This is a genomic window from Paucibacter hankyongi (assembly GCF_037482915.1).
Taxonomy (GTDB): Bacteria; Pseudomonadota; Gammaproteobacteria; order Burkholderiales; family Burkholderiaceae_C; genus Paucibacter_A; species Paucibacter_A hankyongi.
Genome location: NZ_JBBHJX010000006.1, coordinates 29989 through 47130, shown reverse-complemented (window position 1 = coordinate 47130; position 17142 = coordinate 29989). Strand labels below are relative to the sequence as shown.

Genomic DNA, 17142 nt, shown 5'->3' with positions numbered 1-17142 from the left:
TCATGTCGATCTACATCAACAAAGACACCAAGGTCATCACCCAGGGCATCACCGGCAAGACCGGTCAGTTCCACACTCTGGGCTGCCAGGCTTACGCGAACGGCAAAAACGCCTTCGTCGCTGGAGTGAACCCCAAGAAGGCTGGCGAGAAGTTCTCGGACATCCCAATCTACGCCACCGTCAAGGAAGCCGCTGCTCAGACCGGCGCGACCGTCTCGGTGATCTATGTGCCGCCCGCAGGCGCTGCTGCTGCCATCTGGGAAGCCGTGGAAGCCGATCTGGACCTGGCCATCTGCATCACGGAAGGCATCCCCGTCCGTGACATGCTGGAAATCCGCAACAAGATGAAGGCCAAGGAAGCGGCCGGCGGCAAGAAGACCTTGCTGCTGGGCCCCAACTGCCCCGGTCTGATCACGCCCGAAGAAATCAAAATCGGCATCATGCCCGGTCATATCCACCGCAAGGGCCGCATCGGCGTGGTTTCGCGCTCCGGCACGCTGACTTATGAAGCGGTGGCTCAGCTGACCGAAATCGGTCTGGGCCAGTCCAGCGCCGTCGGTATCGGTGGCGACCCGATCAACGGTCTGAAGCACATCGACGTGATGCAAGCCTTCAACGACGACCCAGACACCGACGCCGTCATCATGATCGGTGAAATCGGTGGACCGGACGAAGCCGAAGCCGCTCGCTGGTGCAAGCTGAACATGAAGAAGCCGGTCGTTGGCTTCATCGCCGGCGTGACTGCCCCTCCGGGCAAGCGCATGGGCCACGCTGGTGCGCTGATCGCCGGTGGCGCCGACACAGCCGATGCCAAGCTCGCCATCATGGAAGAGTGCGGTTTCACCATCACCCGCAATCCTTCGGAAATGGCCAAGCTGCTGAAGGGCTTGCTGTAAAACCGACGCGGCCGTCCGAGCTGGTCTCGGCCGCCTGACGAATGCGTAATTTCACGCATCGGATCTCAACAGGTCTGCGGCGAGACTGGAACACCATTCGTTTTGCAAGAACAAAAGGGGCGCGAGCCCCTTTTTTCATGCGCCCTCTGCCCCTGTTGGCCCTTCGCTATAGTCAGGCCTCAGTCCTGCCGGCTTTCGCGCGAGAGCTCGCAACACAATCAAAGACAACTCATGGACACCTTGCTCAGCCCTGAATTCTGGTTGGCCGTCGGTCAGATCATCATGATCGACATCCTGCTGGGCGGCGATAACGCCGTGGTCATTGCCCTGGCTTGCCGCAAACTTGCCCCGGCGCAGCGCACCAAAGGCATCATCTGGGGCACCGCAGGCGCCATCGTGCTGCGCGTGGTGCTGATCTTTTTTGCACTCACCCTGTTGCAAATTCCGTATCTGAAGATCGTTGGCGGCCTGCTGCTGGTTTGGATCGGCGTCAAGCTGCTGGTGCCTGAAGACGAAGACGAGCACAACAGTATCCAAGCCAGCGACAAGCTCTGGGCCGCCGTCAAGACTGTCATCGTGGCGGACTTCGTCATGAGTTTGGACAATGTGATCGCCATCGCCGGCGCGGCCCAAGGTGCAGGCGGAGACCATCAAATGCCCCTGGTCATTTTTGGGCTGCTGGTGTCCATTCCCATCATCGTCTGGGGTAGCCAACTGGTGATCAAGTTGATGGATCGTTTCCCCGCTGTGATCACCCTGGGCGCCATGCTGCTGGGCTGGATTGCGGGCACCATGATCATCGGCGATCCCGCCTTGTCCGCTTGGGTTCCCACGCAAGCAGGCGACAAGCCGGGTGTCACCTCGGTCATTCCCGCACTGCATTACGGCTGCGGTGTCGCTGGGGCTGTGTTGGTCTTGGCTCTTGGCAAAGTGCTGGCATCGCGCCAAGCCAGCAAAGACTGAGGCTGATGCATGACCGGGTTTTGGCGACGCGTCTTCGGTAAAACCAGTCCCAGCGACGCGGCCTCAGAGTCGTTGCAAGCGCCCACGGCCGCCATCGGCCTGCACGCTTATGAACTGCAGCAAGAACTGGGGCGCGGCGCCATGGCAGTGGTGCACTTGGCGCGAGAGGTGGGCAGCGGCAGACAGGTCGCCATCAAGCGCCTGGCGCTGCAACGCGAGTTCGCCGCCGAAGACCTGATCGATGTGCGCCAGCGCTTTATGCGCGAGGCTCGCGCCGCCGGACATTTGCAGCACCCGGACATCCTGCAGGTGCTGGATGCCGGCGAGGCCGGCGACGACGCCTGGATTGCCATGGAGTATGTGCAGGGCCAGGATCTCAGCCATTTCACCCGCGCGGGTCAGCTGCTGCCGGCGCGCGAAGTGGTGCAGTTGGGCGTGCGGCTGGCCCGCGCACTCGACTATGCCCACCGTCAAGGCGTGGTGCACCGCGACATCAAACCGGCCAATGTGATGCTGAACCGCAGCCAGGGCGTCATCAAGGTGATGGACTTTGGCATCGCCCGCATTGCCGACGGCAGCCGCACCCGCACCGGCCTGGTGTTGGGCACGCCCTCCTTCATGTCACCGGAGCAGTTGGCCGGCCTGAAGGTCGATGGTCGCAGCGACCTCTATTCGCTCGGCGCCCTGCTGTATCAGCTGCTGACCGGCCAATTGCCGCATCAGTCCAGCTCGATGGCCAAGCTGATGTATCAGATTGCCAATGTGACCCCGGCCGACGTTCGGCATCACCGGCCCGCGCTGCCCGAGTCGCTGGCGATGGTCTTGGCCTTGGCCTTGGAAAAGCGCCCTGAACTGCGTTACGCCAGTGGTGAACAGATGGCCCAGGATCTTGAGGCCGTGCTGGCACAAGCCGGGCTGGACGCCTCGGCCGACCTGCTTGCCGGCCCTGGCGCGCTGCAAGTCGCGCAAGACAGCGAAGTAAGCCCCAATAGCGCGGACTCTTTCGCACAAACAGTCCGCTTGAACTTGTCGGAAGCAGGGCAGAATCCTGCGGACATGCAACCGAAGACAAAGCCATGACCCTGGAGTTTTTCTGCGCCACCGACGTCGGCCGCGCGCGCGACAACAACGAGGACTCGGTGGCCTTGGACGAAGAGGTCGGCCTGGCTGTGCTGGCCGACGGCATGGGCGGCTACAACGCTGGCGAAGTGGCCAGCCAGATGCTGACCAGCTTCATCCGCGCCGAACTGGGCCGCTGGCTGAAGGAGTCCGGTGCGGCCGCCAGCGCCAGCGATGTGCGCCGCGCGATGGACATCTGCGTGGACAACGCCAACCGCGCCATCTTCAACGCCGCCAACACCAACCCGCGCTACGCCGGCATGGGCACTACCTTGGTCCTGGGCGTGTTCCGCGAAGAAGGCCTGTTGATGGGCCATGTGGGCGACTCGCGCGCCTACCGCTTGCGGGCCGGGCAGTTGACCCAGATCACCCGCGACCATTCCCTGCTGCAAGAACAACTGGACGCCGGCTTGCTGACGCCCGAAGAGGCGCAGATCTCCAGCAACAAGAACCTGGTCACCCGCGCCGTCGGCGTCGAAGATGCGGTGATGCTGGAGCTACATTTGCACGAGGTGCAGCCGGGCGATGTGTACCTGTTCTGCTCGGACGGTCTGTCCGATATGCTCAACGACGCTGCGATCTGCCAGTTGCTGATAAACCACCCTTCTTTGTCGGAAGCCGCCCAGGCCTTGATTGATGGGGCCAATGAAATGGGCGGCCGCGATAATATTGCGTTGGTGCTGGCGCGCGCCGAGGGTCGCGTCAAGCCCGAAGGCCGGACGTGGTGGCCTTTTGGTCGACGCTGAACGGCTTCGGCCAGACCAAGTCGCCGCGAGGCGCTGCAGGGAACGGTAGAACATGCGGGGGCGGGTATCGCCACCGACATAAGCGATAAGACAACACAGACCGAGGTCAAAGCATGGGCAAGCTGGTGGTTTCGCTCGACGGGGTGGTGATAAAGGATGTCCAAATTACAAAGGACAAGACCACCCTCGGGCGCCGGCCGTACAACGATATCGTGATCGATAACCTGGCAGTCAGCGGCGAGCATGCCGTGCTGCAGATGGTGGGTGCCGATGTTTTCATCGAAGACCTGAACTCGACCAACGGCACCTATATCAATGGCAAGGCGATCAAGAAGCAGCTGCTGACGAACAACGACATCGTCGAGATCGGCAAGTACAAGATCAAGTTCTTGCTCGAGGACAACGGCGATTACGAGAAGACGATGATCCTGAAGCCGGGTACCGCCACGGCCACCAACAGTGGCTTCGGTTTGCCCTCGAGCTTTGGCTCACTGCCGCCCGCGGCCGCTGCATTGCCGGCCACCATCAAGGTCCTGACCGGAGCGGCTGCAGGCCGCGAAGTCAGCCTGACCAAGGTGGTCACCACAGTCGGCAAGCCCGGCGTGCAAGTGGCGTCCATCACCAAACGGCCGAGCGGCTATGTGTTTGCTCATGTGGAAGGCGCCGCCCGCCCCACCGTCAATGGCGCACCGCTGACCGGCGAATCGATCGCACTGAAAAACGGCGATGTGATCGAGCTGGCCGGGACTCAGATGCAATTCGTGCACGGCTAAACGGCAGCTGAGCGACGGCGACATACGTCGTCGCGAGGCGCCATCAGCTGCGCTTTACGCAGCCAGACCAAACGTTGATGCCCCTCCAGCCCGCCGTTTTTCGGGCTCGGGAGGCGTCTGGCTCTGGGAATACCCTGGTGTTGCAGCGCACAAATCGCTCGGCGAGCCGGGCACAATACTTGGCAATTGCTTGTCTCGCCCGGCCCGCTGCAGCAGGCCGACCGAAAGTACTTTGTCTGAGCATTGCCCGTGAGTCAACGCAACGAAAAAGCAGCTTTGTCCTCAACGAAAAGCCGAGTTCGACTCGGCTCGGTTCGGGTGCGCACGACCTTGGCCGTGATGCTGGTCAGCCTGGTGCTGGTGGCTTTGACCGATGTGATTCACCTGCGTCATCAAATGCAGCAGCGCCAAGAAGGCATTGCTCTTGGCGGCGGACTGCAACCGGCCGCCTCGGTGAACAAGGTCGGCTTTGCCTTGAACCCGGCGGCGACACCCGAAGCCGCCTCGCCTGCCGCGGCCAACAACGCCCTGACGCAGCCACAAGCCTGGATTGATTGGCGAGCCCAACTGCCGGCCATCGTGGTGCGAGACCTTGCCCTGGTGCTGCTGCTCAGCTTCGTCTTGATGTTGGTGCTCGATCGCATGCTGCTGCGCCCGCTGCGTCGCATGGCCCAGCATGCCGATGACTTCGATCCGACGCTGCCGCCCCCCGAACCCGAGCCTCGCCAGGTCAATGAGCTAGCCCGTATTTCGCATTCGATCTCGCGGGCGCAGCAAAGCCTCTGGCTGCAGTTGCAAGAGGAACGCCGCCACGCCGAGCAAATGCGGCTGGAGCTTGAGCGCCAGCAGGCCAATTTGCGTCAGGCCGAGCAATCGCTGGCACAAAAAAGCCAGGAGCTCGGCCGCCTCAGCCGTATCGACGGCCTGACCGGCCTCGCCAATCGGCGCGAGTTTGACGAAGCGCTGCGGCGCGAATTCAAACGCGCACAGCGCCAGCGCGGTCAACTGGCCCTGGCAGTGCTGGACCTCGACCATTTCAAGAACTTCAATGAACGCTATGGCGTGGCCGCAGGGGATGCTGCGCTGCTGCGCTTTGCCCAACTCTTGAGCGAGCGCTTCAAGCGCGATACTGATTTGGTGGCCCGACTGGGCGGCGAAGAATTTGTCGCGCTATTGCCAGGCTTTGGCCTCGGCACGACGCAGAACCTGCTCGAACAGCTGCGCGAAGATCTGCGTGAACTGCAGCTTCAGCATGAAGGCGGCGTCAATGGGCAGGTGCTGACGGTCAGCATCGGGCTGGCGGCGTTCAGCCCCGCTCACCCTTATTTGAGCCCTCAGGCTCTGATGCAAGCCGCCGACGAGGCGCTCTACATCGCCAAACATGCCGGCCGTGACCGCCTCAGCTTGGCGGCCTCCAGCGGCGTGCCGGAACGGGCTTAAGCCTAACCGCGGCACCAGCGCGGTAGGCCTTAACGATCAGCGATCGTGTTCCTGAGCCTGCTTCATTTGGTCGCTGACACGCCGCGCCGCGCGCAACACCAACGCCTCATCCAGCGAGGCCTGCGGTGCGATCTCACGCGCCACATCTTCCAATTGCTCCGGGTGATTCAGCAAGGCCCAGGCGATGGTTGAAATGGCGCTCACACCGCGGCGCTGCAGGCTCTCGGGCATCTGCAGGCCGGCTTGCACCTCCACGTGATGACGCACGCTGGCCACCGCAGCGGGTGCCAGCCCCCAGCTCTCGCACAGGGCTGCGCCCAGTGCATCATGACTGACGCCAAAGGCGGTGTGCTCCAACTGCACCAGTTCGACATCGCTGGGCGCTGCGCGCAGCATGGCCGGGTAATGGGCCGGTGCATGGCGATACAGAACCGCCTTGCCGCATTCTTCAAACAGGCCCGCCGAGTGCGCGGCCCAGGGATCCACACCCAGCATCTGACCCATGCGCCCCATCAACAGGCCACGCTCGGAAGCCCGCTTCCAGACCGGCTCCAATTCAGCCGCGGCCGGGAAGGCGGCGCGCAGGCCCATCTCAAAGGTGATGGCCGCAACCTCACGCATGCCCAGGTAGGTGAGCGCCTGATGCACCGTCTGCACGCGACCACGCAGGCCATAAAGCGAGGAATTGACGGCCTTCATCACCGCCGCGGCCAGGGCCATATCGGTCTCAACCAGTGAGGACATGGCCAGCAAATCAATGTCCTCGGCCGCCATCAACAGCGACAGCTTGACCAGCACCTCGGGTTGGGTCGGGATTTCAATATCAAGCGAGCGCAGGGTCGGATCAACGGGCATGGTAGACGGCCTCCAAGAACAAGCCTGATCTTAGGGCAAGCGCGGCCAACAATAAGAGCGGGCGCACCCCTAGCAGACAAGTTCAACGCACAAAAGCGTCCCAGGCCGTCTTCAGAATCAAGGCGCCGACCACACTGATGAACATGCCGCGCACGAAACCGGCGCCACGCGCCAAGGCCATGCGGGTGCCGATCAGGCTGCCGGCCACATTGGTGACGGCCATCACGGCGGCGATATGCCACCACACATGGCCCTTGAACGCGAACAGCGTCAGCGCCGCGGCATTGGTGGCCGTGTTCATCAGCTTGGAGGTGGCAGAGGCATGCAAGAAGTCGTAGCCCAACAGGCGCACGAACAAAAAGACGAAGAAGCTGCCGGTCCCCGGACCGAAGAAGCCGTCATAAAACCCAATCACCAAGCCGATCGCCGCCGCGGCCAAGGCCTCGGCACGCCCACTGAAGCGAGGCGCATGATGGCGCCCCAGATCCTTGCGCATCAAGGTGTAGACCAAGACCAGCAACAAGATCAGCGGCAGGGCGCGCCGCAGGAAGCCGGCGCTGACCAAGGTCACGGTCCAGGCGCCGGCAAAACTGCCCAACAAGGCGACCCCGGCGGCCGGCAGCAGGGCCGGCCAATTGAGCGAGACGCGCCGGGCGTATTGGCCGGTGGCCCAAGCCGTGCCCCAGATCGAAGCGCCTTTATTGGTACCAAACAAGGTCGCCGGAGCAGCCTGTGGGAACACGCCAAACAAGGCCGGCACCAAAACCAAACCGCCACCACCGACCACGGCGTCAATGAAGCCGGCCATCAAAGAGGCCAGCGCGACGGTCAGGATTTCAAGCATGCAAACGGCGCAATCACAAAGAGAAACAGAGCGGCCACGGCCCAACGACCCGCCACCAACAAGCCACCAATGCGGCAAAAAAAACGGGCACCCAAATCGCATTGGGTGCCCGCTCATTGTGACAGTGTCACTTTTTTCTTAGTACTGCCTGGCTGAGTTGTCTCCTCGCGCCGCCCTAGTGTCGCTGCGCCGCAAAACGCACAACCGACACGTCGAGTGCTGACGAATGTAGAGGGCCGAGCGCATGCACACACTTGGGGTTATCACTGCCATCATGCACCGACAAAGGGAAGTTTGCTTGCGCTTACATTCGCGTTTCAACTCGTAATTCTTTGATTTAGCAGAAATGCCGCCCGCACAAATACGGGCACTCAAAACATGGGCTCGATCATTTTTCAGTCCCTACAGGCGAAGTTGCCTGTGGTGTTTATGCAAACTTTGCCAGGAAACCGCAAGAAACCAAGGGGCGTTAGGCCGTGATTTGAGGGGCGTTTGGGGGCCACAAGGACTTCAGTGGCCTGAAGGCGGCCCCCCCGGTCGCGATGAATCAATTGTGAAAAGCCCTGCCCACAGCGGCTATCTTGCGCTTTGCAGAAAATGAGCAAGGGGAACAATCCTCGCCATGCCTACATCTCGCGCTCACGCCATCTTCAAGCTCTCGACCTTCGCCTGGCGCCTGCTGGCGGGGCTGAGCCTGGCCATCCTGCTGGCCGCTTGCGGCGGCGGGGGTGCGAGCAGTTCGACTGCCGCAACGCCGACACCCACACCGACGCCGGTAGGAAGCGCCACCAGCAGCTTTGGTTTGAGCTTGCCCAGCGCGGGCTTGAAGGCGCAAGACCTGGGAGTCATCGTCGCCGAAGGGGATGTCTTGTCGGAGGCGGTGGCAGCCTACTATCAGTCGGCGCGTGGCGTGCCGGCCAGCAACATCATCCGCGTTAAGCTCAATACCGGCGCGGAGACTATTTCGGCCAATGACTTCGCGGCCCTGAAGGCCGATATCGACGCCAAACTGCCGACCAGCGTACAAGCGACGCTGCTGACCTGGATTGCACCAACCCGGGTGGTGGGCACATGCGCCATGAGCATCACCAGTGCACTGGCCTTTGGCTATGACGCCAAATACTGTGGCGCCGGTTGTGCGAGCACCGCGGCCTCGCCTTATTACGACACCGAGTCGAACAAGCCCTGGACGGACCACAAATTCAGACCGTCCATGATGTTGGGCGCACGCACGCTGGATGCCGCGCGCAGCCTGATCGATCGAGGCGTGCGCGCCGACGCCAGCCAACCCAGCGGCAGCGGCTATTTGCTGCGCACCAGTGATGCCGCTCGCAGCGTGCGTTATGGCGACTACACCGGCCTGCCCGCCAGTTGGGCCGGGCGCTTGCAACTGAGCTATACCGACAACTCGGCCGGCGCCGCCAGCGATGGCATCGTCGGCAAGGCCGATGTGCTGTTCTATTTCACCGGCAAGGCCGTCGTCCCGAATCTGAGCAGCAACAGCTTCCTGCCCGGCGCCGCTGCCGATCACTTGACCTCCTTTGGCGGCGCGCTGCCCTCGGGCTGGGGCCAGATGCCGATCACCGACTGGCTCGATGCCGGCGCGACAGCGAGTTATGGAACGGTCGAAGAGCCCTGCAATTACACCCAAAAGTTCTCGCAAGCCAGTGTGCTGATTGATCACTACTACCGCGGCGCCACGCTGATAGAGGCCTATTGGAAATCGGTGCAATGGCCCGGCCAAGGCCTGTTTGTCGGCGAACCGCTGGCCAAGCCCTTTGCCGACCAAGCCAGCTTCAGCCTGGAGGGCGGCCAGTATCTGATCAAGACCCGGTCGCTGCGGCCGAACGGCAACTACACGCTGGAGTTCCGCAGCGGCCCCACGGGCAGCTGGACCAGTCTGGCCACCTTCAAGATCGTCCGAGCTGAGCAGCAAACGCTGAACGCACCACTGCCGCCGGCCAGCGCCACCCAGCTGCGCTGGCGCGGCCCCTGCCCGGACAACAACAGCCTGCAATGCACGCTCAGCGAAAGCCCTTGAATCCGACTCAAGACTGAAAGCGGCGTGCGCTGGCAAAATGCAAGCCCCTCCAGGCGCCGCTCATGTCCCCCCAAACTTCCGCTTTCCGCGTGCTGTCTGTCATCCCGCCGATGACGCAGCTGAACACGCCCTATCCCTCAACGGCCTACATCACCGGCTTTTTGCGCTCACGCGGTGTCGATGCGGTGCAGGAGGATCTGGCCTTGGCCTTGATGCTGCGCCTGTTCAGCCGCGAGGGGCTGCAAGCCCTGCATGCACGCATCGAAGCGCTAGCGCCCCAACAACGCTCGACCCAGGTGCAGAACTTCGAGGCCTTGTACGAACGCTATCTAGCCACCATCAAGCCGGTGGTGAGCTTTTTGCAGGGCGGCGACTCGACGCTGGCACAGCGCATTTGCGGCCGCAATTTCCTGCCCGAAGGCAAGCGATTCGAATCACTCGACGTCTATATCGACGAGGACGGCGGCGACCCACTGGCCTGGGCTTTTGGCGCTCTCGGCCTGCAAGACCGAGCACGTCACCTCGCCACGCTGTATCTGAACGATTTGGCCGATGTCTTGCGCGATGCGGTCGACCCGCGCTTCGAGTTCGTGCGCTACGCCGAGTCACTGGCCACCAGCCAGCCGACCTTTGATCCCTTGGCCAAGGCGCTGGCGGCGCCGCTGAATCTGGTCGATGAAACGCTGCGCGAGTTGACCTTGGCGGCTGTGTCCAAGCACCAGCCGCAGCTCTTGCTGGTGTCGGTGCCCTTCCCGGGCGCGGTCTATGCGGCCTTCCGGATCGCCCAAGCGGTCAAGGCGGCACACCCCGACATCGTCATCGCCCTGGGCGGCGGCTTCGTCAACACCGAGTTGCGCGAACTGAGCGAGCCGCGTGTGTTCGACTACTTTGACTACCTGACCTTGGATGCCGGTGAGCGCCCGCTTTTGGCGCTGCTGGAGCATCTGCAGGGCAAGCGCTCACGCCAGCGCCTGGTGCGCACTTTTGTGCGCGAAGAAGGCCAGGTGCGCTACATCAATTTCGTCGAGCCCGACATTGCGTTTGCCGAAGTGGGCACGCCCACCTGGGACGGTCTGCCGCTGGATCGCTATCTGTCGCTGCTGGACATGCTCAATCCGATGAACCGGCTTTGGTCGGACGGGCGCTGGAACAAGCTGACCGTCGCGCATGGCTGTTACTGGAAGAAGTGCAGCTTCTGCGATGTCTCGCTGGACTACATCTCTCGCTACGAAGGCGCTTCCGCAGCGACGCTGGTGGACCGCATTGAAGCCATCGTGGCCGAAACCGGCCAGACCGGCTTTCACTTCGTCGACGAGGCCGCGCCGCCCAAGGCCTTGAAGGCGCTGGCCGCCGAGTTGCAAGCGCGCCAGACCAGCATCAGCTGGTGGGGCAATATCCGCTTCGAAAAGTCTTTCAGCCCCGAGCTCTGCCAACAGCTGGCAGACAGCGGCTGCATCGCCATCTCGGGCGGCTTGGAAGTCGCCTCCGATCGTTTGCTGAATCTGATGAAGAAGGGCGTCTCGGTCGAGCAGGTGGCGCGCGTCACCAAGGCCTTCACCGACGCCGGCATTCTGGTGCATGCCTACCTGATGTACGGCTTCCCGACCCAGACGGTGCAAGACACCGTCGACGCGCTCGAATATGTGCGCCAGTTGTTCGAGCAGGGCTGCATCCAGAGCGGCTTTTTCCACCGCTTCGCCTGCACCGTGCATTCACCGGTAGGCCGTGAACCTGAAGCCTATGGCGTGACGTTGCGGCCGCTGCCGCCGGTCAGCTTTGCCAAGAACGATGTGGGCTTTATCGACCCGACGGGGGTGGACCATGACCGACTCGGCTTGGCCTTGAAGAAAGCCATCTACAACTACATGCACGGCATCGGCCTTGAGGAAGACGTGCGCAGCTGGTTCCCCTTCAAGGTGCCGAAAACCACGGTGGCGCGCCACCGCATCGCACGAGCCCTGGCCTCCAGTTGATGCGGGGCTGCCGCGCCGAGCGTCAGCAGCGCCCCATCTCGCACGCTTGCTGCGCCACAAAGCCATCGAAGCCCTCCAGCAATGCCGCCAGCTGCGGCGCATCGCCTTGCAACTGCTGCAAGGCCTCGACGGTGGCTTCGAGCGTGGACAACTGCCCCGGCCGATGGGCCCGGCGGATGGCGTAACGGGAAGGCGCAGTCTGGCTGAGCGATAACCGGGGCAACTGCTGCAACAGCGGATTCAGATGCAGCATCTTGCGGCTCTTGCGCCAGGTCGCGTCCAACACGACCAGGCGCCCGCAAGCGCCGGGGGCCACTGGCAAAGGCTCGACCGGGGCGCCAGCATCTAGCCGGTCCGCCTCCGGCGGGTAGAGCAAGCAAGTCGCCAGACCCGGCGCTGGCGCCGCCAAGGCTTGCGCCAACACATCGGGCTCAAAGCTTTCGCCCACCAGCAGCTGGCTGCGCCGCAGAGACATTTGTAAAAGCCGGGCTGTGCCCTTGCTGTGATGCTGCTCCATCGGGTGCTGCAAAAGCAGCACCTCAACCCGGTTATCGACCGGTCTGACCCATTGACAGATGCAGGCCCTGAGCGGGCGTTGGCAGCTCGGGCATTGGGCGCGTGTCGGCCCAGCCACTGTCCTCGTCGGGCCGAGATTCTTCAAGTCGAGGCTCATAGGCCGGCATCATGGCATGGCGCCGCGCGCGCCTGCCGCCACCGAGCTTGCGGTAATGCGCGGCGGCCAATAGGCCGGCCAAGAAGGTGCCCTGCAACAAAGCCGCCATGTTCAACAAACCCCACAAGGGCGGCTCATTGGCAGCAAACAGCAGCACCGCCAAGGGCAGATCGGCGGCGCTCTGCTTTTCGGACATCCTGACCACGCCGGCCATCAGCCAAACAAACCAGGCCGACCCCAAACCGGCCATGAACCAAGCCACGGTCGGGCGCCGGCCACGCTTCGGCGAGCGCACGGTCAGATAGCTCCAGAACAAGGCCAGGCCCGACAGCAGCAAGGCAATCAGTCCCGCTTCCGCCAGCACCGCAGTGGTGCTGCCACGGCCAAGCAGGGCGTGCGGGAACATGTGGGTTGGCAAACGAACTTCGGCCAGCATCCAGGCCAAGGCCCAAGCGGCGATGTAAAGCAAGATGCCGGAACACAACGCCCACGCTCGTCGGGTACTTCTCATGATGTCGGGGCTCCTGTGGCGGGAATATTCACCCCGATTTTCGGTGCGGCAGCGCCCGCCCGGCTCGCAAACAGCCACCGGTCTCGGGGGGGGCAATTCCCCGCCCAAGCCCACGCATTCAGGGGGTTGGGCTCAGTTCCTGAGCGCCAAGGCGTCCAGCCGTGCCTCGATGTCTCGCATCATTTGCTTGTACGCCACCCCGTCGACACCGCCATAGCGTTTCAAAAACTCACGCTCGCTCAAGAACTCCGGCAAGTCAGCCACATTGGGCATGAAGGCCGTTTCCGGCTGACCTTGACTCATCAGGGCCTGCAAACGCTCCGGCGCCTGCTCTGCGAACAGGCCGAAGCGAGTACCCGCCCGGTCGGCGGCGATGTCGTTGAAGCTGAAGCCACTGCCGCCACGCGAATCGGACAGCTCTTTGTAGACCCCGATCGCATCGGCCAGCGGCCCGCCGCCCTCCAAGGCCAGAGCCGCCGAAACCAGAAAGTGCAACGCAAAGTCTTCGCGGCCATTCAGGGTCACCAACAAGGGCATCGGGCGGGTCCATGTCTGAGCCACGGGCATCACCCGGGCCCAACTCTCGCCCACGGCATACAGCGCCAGCGTCAACATAGCGGCGCGGTTTTCTGCCGCCGCCTGCGTACCCAGGCCCACGCTGCGCTGCTGCGCCAGCGTGAACATCGGCGGCATCAAGGCGGCCAGAGACACCGACTGCCCCGCCGGCAGTGTCTGCACCCAGCGCGCCAAATGATCCTGGTAGGCCTGCGCTCGCTGTTGTTCTCCGGCTGGCCATAGCGAGGACAAGACACGCGTCATGCTGTCCCGGTACCAGCGGTATTTGATGTGCAACAACTCGGCGCCAAAACCCACATGCTCCACCATATCGGCCGGCAACTGCAGCTCGAAATTGGCAGGTATCAGCTCCAAGCCATGCCGCAGAGCCAGATTGGCAGCCCAGGCGGGCAGCGGCAAGCGGCCCAGCCGCACCCGTTTGAACTCAGGCAAGCCCGGGGCTTCGGCCAACTCGGCTTCCACATTGAGCCAGAGGGGCAGACGCGGCAGCGCCCAGCTGGCTTCCAAAACGGCCAGCCCGGGTTGTAGACGGATATGCGCGGCGCCGCGCCCGTACACGCGTGCCGCCTGCCCGACCAGCAAATTCAAGTCCTTTTCACTGACACTCAGCAGGCGCTGATCGCCAGACTCCAACTTACGCGGATCATTGCGACGCACAAAGTCCTTGGCTTGTTGAACATCGGCCGGCGCCAATTCGGCCGCCATCGGCACCAAGGGGGCAGGCTGCAGACTCAAACCCAGGCACAGCCCCAACACCAGCACTAGGCCCAAGAACAAAAACAGCGCCCAGCGCACGATCGAAGCAAGTCTCATGCTGCGCAGTCTGCCAGCAAAGCATGACGCAGCGCGCAGGACAGACAATGCCGACCATGTCTGTTGACCCCGCCTTGATTTCAGCACCGCGCATCTGGCCTCCGCCAGAAGACGCGTTGGCGCGCCTGTTTGACAAACACCGGCTGCAGCGCGGCCGGCTGTTGCAGACACGCATTCAGGACTTGCAGCAAGACGCCCATGGCGCCAGCGCTCGGGTGCAAGGCAGCGGCGAACAGCTTTTTGAGTTGGCCTTGCAAGGCCTGACCGGCAGCGATGGCCTGCCGCACTACAGCGCGCTGTGCAGCTGCCGCACCCGGCGTTTTTGCGAGCATGCCGCCGCCGTCATGCTCAAGCTGCAGACCGAGGCCGATGCGCCGCTGCGCGCCCATACCTTGCAGCGCTGGGCCGAAGCCTTGCGCCGCAAGGCCGGGCGCGAGGAATTGAAGGCGCTGCCGCGCCTGCCCGAGGCTGATGCCGCCAAGCTGATGGACCTCTTGCTGGACGACGCCGCGCCGCCACCCGCAGCTTTACCCAAACCCGCACCAGCCCCAACGCAACAGGGCGAGGCCTTGCGTTTTCGCCCGCGCCTGACGCTGCGCACCCTGAGCCGGGGCGACGGTCTGCTGGGTTTGGCCCCCGGCGGCAAGCTGGGTCCGCGGGGTGATGCCGTCACCATCGCGCTGGTCGACTGGACCTATGCCGATGGCAGCGGCATTTGCTGGGCCACACCGGCGCCACGCACGCTCTTGAACAGCCGCCCGCCCTTGACGCAGGCGCTGGGCGCGCGCCTGCTGGCCCGCGACCTGCCCGCCGAGGCCGAAGCGCGCGACCAGCTCTGGAGCTCGGGCCTCTTGCCCCTGGACCCCGAGCTGCTGCAATGGCGAGCGCCTCATCTGGCCGCCGGGCTGGAGCAACCCTGGACGCTGTTGCAAGAAGACTTCTTTGCCGAGTTCTGGCTACAGCGCGTGCCGGAGCTGGAGGCTCAGGGCTGGGCGGTGGTGGCGCAAGCGGGCTTTGCCCACCGCCCGGTAGCAGCCGAGGCCTGGCGCATGCAGATTCAGCGCCTGAGCCTGCCGGCGCGCGAGGGCTCTTGGCTGGTGACGCTGGGGGTGGAGATCGAGGGTGAGTCGCTGGACTTGGCGCCCATGATTGCCGATCTGCTGCGCCGCGACGGCCGCTGGCTGGACGCGGAGGCCATCGCCGCCATCGACGACGCGGCCATCATCCTGCTGCACGCACCGGGCGGGCGCCGCATCGAAGCCCCGGCGGCCACGCTCAAGCCCATCGTGGCGGCCATGGTCGATCTGCTCAGTGATCCCAAGCGCCGCGAGGGTCCGCTGCCGCTGAGTGACTGGGATGTCTGTCGCTTGGATGGCCTGGACACCCGCGCCGGCTGGCAGATCCATGGCGACGCCGATCTGCGCCTGATGGCCCAGCGCCTGCGCGCCGCCGGCTCACCGCGGGCGCAAGCGCAGCCCACTGGCCTGGGGCTGACGCTGCGGCCCTATCAGCTGGGGGGTTTGGCTTGGCTGCAATACCTGCGCGAGCAAGGCTTGGCCGGCATCTTGGCCGACGATATGGGCCTGGGCAAAACCGCGCAGGCGCTGGCCCATCTGCTGCTGGAAAAACAAGCGGGCCGGCTCGACCGGCCGGCACTGGCAGTATTGCCCACCTCGCTGCTGTTCAACTGGCAGGCCGAGGCCCAACGCATTGCGCCTGACTTGAGGGTCTTGGTGCTGCAGGGGCCGGAGCGTGCGCAGCATTTTTCGAACTTGGCCGACTACGACCTGGTGCTGAGCACCTACCCCTTGCTTTGGCGCGATGCCGCCGTCTTGACGGCGCAGCCCTGGCATCTCTTGATCCTGGACGAAGCGCAGACGGTCAAAAACGCCGGCAGCCGCGCCGCCGCCGCGGTGCGCAAGCTGCATGCCCGCCATCGCCTCTGCCTGACCGGCACGCCGCTGGAAAACCATCTGGGCGAGTTGTGGGCGCAGTTCGACTTTTTGATGCCAGGCTTTTTAGGCGACGCACGCAGCTTTGCCAGGCTCTGGCGCAAGCCCATCGAAGAAAACGGCGAGACGCTTCGCGCCCAGTTGCTGCAACAGCGGGTGCGACCCTTCATCCTGAGGCGGCGCAAGGAGGAGGTGGCAACCGAGTTGCCGGCGCTCAGCACCGTGACCCGACGAGTTCAGCTCTATGGCCAGCAACGCGATCTCTACGAAAGCGTGCGAGTGGCGGCCGACAAGCAAGTGCGCCGCGTGCTGGAACGGCGTGGCTTTGGTGGGGCGCAGGTCTCGGTCTTGGATGCCCTGCTGAAGCTGCGGCAAGTCTGCTGCGACCCCGGCTTGCTGAAGGGCATGGACCTGCCGCCCGAGATGGAGCGCGCCAAGCTGGAACTGCTGCGAGAGATGCTGCCCGAGCTGCTCGCCGAAGGGCGGCGGGTGCTGGTGTTTTCGCAGTTCACCGAGATGCTGGGGCTGATTGAGGTTGAGTTGCAGCGTCTGGGTCTGCCCTGGCTGACGCTCAGCGGCGCCACGCCGGTGGCGGCGCGAGCGGAGATCGTGCGGCGTTTCCAAGCGCAGGAGCTGCCCTTGATGCTGATCAGCCTGAAGGCGGGCGGGGTAGGCTTGAACCTGACGGCGGCCGACACGGTGATCCATGTCGACCCTTGGTGGAACCCGGCCGTGGAGGCTCAGGCCAGCGCACGGGCACACCGCATCGGCCAGGACAAGCCGGTGTTTGTCTACAAACTGGTGGTGGCCGGCAGCATCGAGGAGCGGATGCTGGAGTTGCAAGCGCGCAAACTGGCGCTGGCGGAAGGCGTGCTGGGCAGTGATGCTGCCGATGCCAGCAAATTCACGGCCCAAGACCTGGATTTACTGTTGGCACCGCTGGCGAGCTAGTGTGTCGCGCCAGCGG

The 17142-nt window shown here is 63.7% G+C and carries 14 protein-coding genes; 9 read left to right on the top strand and 5 right to left on the bottom strand.

The features are described from left to right. The first annotated feature begins 2 nt into the window (after positions 1-2). The 6 genes from sucD to WG899_RS11055 all read left to right on the top strand — a co-directional run bounded on the left by sucD (position 3) and on the right by WG899_RS11055 (position 5937). On the top strand, positions 3-896 hold the full coding sequence (sucD, locus tag WG899_RS11080) for a succinate--CoA ligase subunit alpha (protein WP_339595706.1): 894 nt from the start codon (positions 3-5) through the stop codon (positions 894-896). A 231-nt stretch (positions 897-1127) separates the two neighbouring features. Next, on the top strand, positions 1128-1859 hold the full coding sequence (locus WG899_RS11075) for a TerC family protein (protein WP_339595705.1): 732 nt from the start codon (positions 1128-1130) through the stop codon (positions 1857-1859). 9 nt (positions 1860-1868) lie between these two features. Next, positions 1869-2939, top strand: a complete 1071-nt coding sequence (locus tag WG899_RS11070) for a serine/threonine-protein kinase (protein WP_339595704.1) — start codon at positions 1869-1871, stop codon at positions 2937-2939. Next, positions 2936-3724, top strand: coding sequence for a Stp1/IreP family PP2C-type Ser/Thr phosphatase (locus WG899_RS11065; protein WP_339595703.1), 789 nt, complete (start codon positions 2936-2938; stop codon positions 3722-3724). Before WG899_RS11070 ends, WG899_RS11065 begins: the two co-directional genes overlap by 4 nt. Before the next feature lie 113 nt (positions 3725-3837). Then, entirely contained in the window at positions 3838-4497 is a 660-nt protein-coding gene (locus WG899_RS11060; protein WP_339595702.1) for an FHA domain-containing protein, read from the top strand. Between the two features lie 249 nt (positions 4498-4746). Continuing rightward, complete coding sequence (locus WG899_RS11055) at positions 4747-5937, top strand: GGDEF domain-containing protein (protein WP_339595701.1); 1191 nt, start codon at positions 4747-4749, stop codon at positions 5935-5937. A 36-nt stretch (positions 5938-5973) separates the two neighbouring features. On the opposite strand, the gene WG899_RS11050 is transcribed toward WG899_RS11055, so the two are convergent. Further along, positions 5974-6792, bottom strand: coding sequence for an HDOD domain-containing protein (locus tag WG899_RS11050; protein ID WP_339595700.1), 819 nt, complete (start codon positions 6790-6792; stop codon positions 5974-5976). A gap of 82 nt (positions 6793-6874) precedes the next feature. Beyond that, a complete protein-coding gene (locus WG899_RS11045) occupies positions 6875-7636 on the bottom strand; it encodes a sulfite exporter TauE/SafE family protein (protein WP_339595699.1) in 762 nt (253 codons plus the stop codon). A gap of 622 nt (positions 7637-8258) precedes the next feature. Here WG899_RS11045 and WG899_RS11040 point away from each other — a divergent pair. Continuing rightward, on the top strand, positions 8259-9677 hold the full coding sequence (locus tag WG899_RS11040; RefSeq protein ID WP_339595698.1) for a TIGR03790 family protein: 1419 nt from the start codon (positions 8259-8261) through the stop codon (positions 9675-9677). Between the two features lie 62 nt (positions 9678-9739). After that, positions 9740-11650, top strand: coding sequence for a B12-binding domain-containing radical SAM protein (locus tag WG899_RS11035; RefSeq protein WP_339595697.1), 1911 nt, complete (start codon positions 9740-9742; stop codon positions 11648-11650). A 22-nt stretch (positions 11651-11672) separates the two neighbouring features. On the opposite strand, the gene WG899_RS11030 is transcribed toward WG899_RS11035, so the two are convergent. The 3 genes from WG899_RS11030 to WG899_RS11020 form a co-directional block, all read right to left on the bottom strand. Then, on the bottom strand, positions 11673-12284 hold the full coding sequence (locus WG899_RS11030; protein WP_339595879.1) for a tRNA-uridine aminocarboxypropyltransferase: 612 nt from the start codon (positions 12282-12284) through the stop codon (positions 11673-11675). Beyond that, positions 12199-12834, bottom strand: coding sequence for a hypothetical protein (locus WG899_RS11025; protein WP_339595696.1), 636 nt, complete (start codon positions 12832-12834; stop codon positions 12199-12201). The genes WG899_RS11030 and WG899_RS11025 overlap by 86 nt, the downstream gene beginning before the upstream one ends. A gap of 132 nt (positions 12835-12966) precedes the next feature. Next, positions 12967-14223: a hypothetical protein gene (locus WG899_RS11020; protein WP_339595695.1), complete on the bottom strand. Its 1257-nt coding sequence runs from the start codon at positions 14221-14223 to the stop codon at positions 12967-12969. Between the two features lie 56 nt (positions 14224-14279). Here WG899_RS11020 and WG899_RS11015 point away from each other — a divergent pair, with 56 nt between their 5' ends. Next, positions 14280-17126: a DEAD/DEAH box helicase gene (locus WG899_RS11015; RefSeq protein WP_339595694.1), complete on the top strand. Its 2847-nt coding sequence runs from the start codon at positions 14280-14282 to the stop codon at positions 17124-17126. Positions 17127-17142: the final 16 nt, after the last annotated feature.

Excerpts from the sequence above, each read along its gene's own strand:
- WG899_RS11075 (WP_339595705.1), top strand. The coding sequence starts at position 1,128 with ATGGACACCTTGCTCAGCCCTGAATTCTGGTTGGCCGTCGGTCAGATC.
- WG899_RS11025 (WP_339595696.1), bottom strand. The coding sequence starts at position 12,834 with ATGAGAAGTACCCGACGAGCGTGGGCGTTGTGTTCCGGCATCTTGCTT.
- WG899_RS11050 (WP_339595700.1), bottom strand. The coding sequence starts at position 6,792 with ATGCCCGTTGATCCGACCCTGCGCTCGCTTGATATTGAAATCCCGACC.
- WG899_RS11040 (WP_339595698.1), top strand. The coding sequence starts at position 8,259 with ATGCCTACATCTCGCGCTCACGCCATCTTCAAGCTCTCGACCTTCGCC.
- WG899_RS11015 (WP_339595694.1), top strand. The coding sequence starts at position 14,280 with ATGTCTGTTGACCCCGCCTTGATTTCAGCACCGCGCATCTGGCCTCCG.
- WG899_RS11045 (WP_339595699.1), bottom strand. The coding sequence starts at position 7,636 with ATGCTTGAAATCCTGACCGTCGCGCTGGCCTCTTTGATGGCCGGCTTC.
- WG899_RS11060 (WP_339595702.1), top strand. The coding sequence starts at position 3,838 with ATGGGCAAGCTGGTGGTTTCGCTCGACGGGGTGGTGATAAAGGATGTC.
- WG899_RS11035 (WP_339595697.1), top strand. The coding sequence starts at position 9,740 with ATGTCCCCCCAAACTTCCGCTTTCCGCGTGCTGTCTGTCATCCCGCCG.
- WG899_RS11020 (WP_339595695.1), bottom strand. The coding sequence starts at position 14,223 with ATGAGACTTGCTTCGATCGTGCGCTGGGCGCTGTTTTTGTTCTTGGGC.
- WG899_RS11065 (WP_339595703.1), top strand. The coding sequence starts at position 2,936 with ATGACCCTGGAGTTTTTCTGCGCCACCGACGTCGGCCGCGCGCGCGAC.
- WG899_RS11070 (WP_339595704.1), top strand. The coding sequence starts at position 1,869 with ATGACCGGGTTTTGGCGACGCGTCTTCGGTAAAACCAGTCCCAGCGAC.
- sucD (WP_339595706.1), top strand. The coding sequence starts at position 3 with ATGTCGATCTACATCAACAAAGACACCAAGGTCATCACCCAGGGCATC.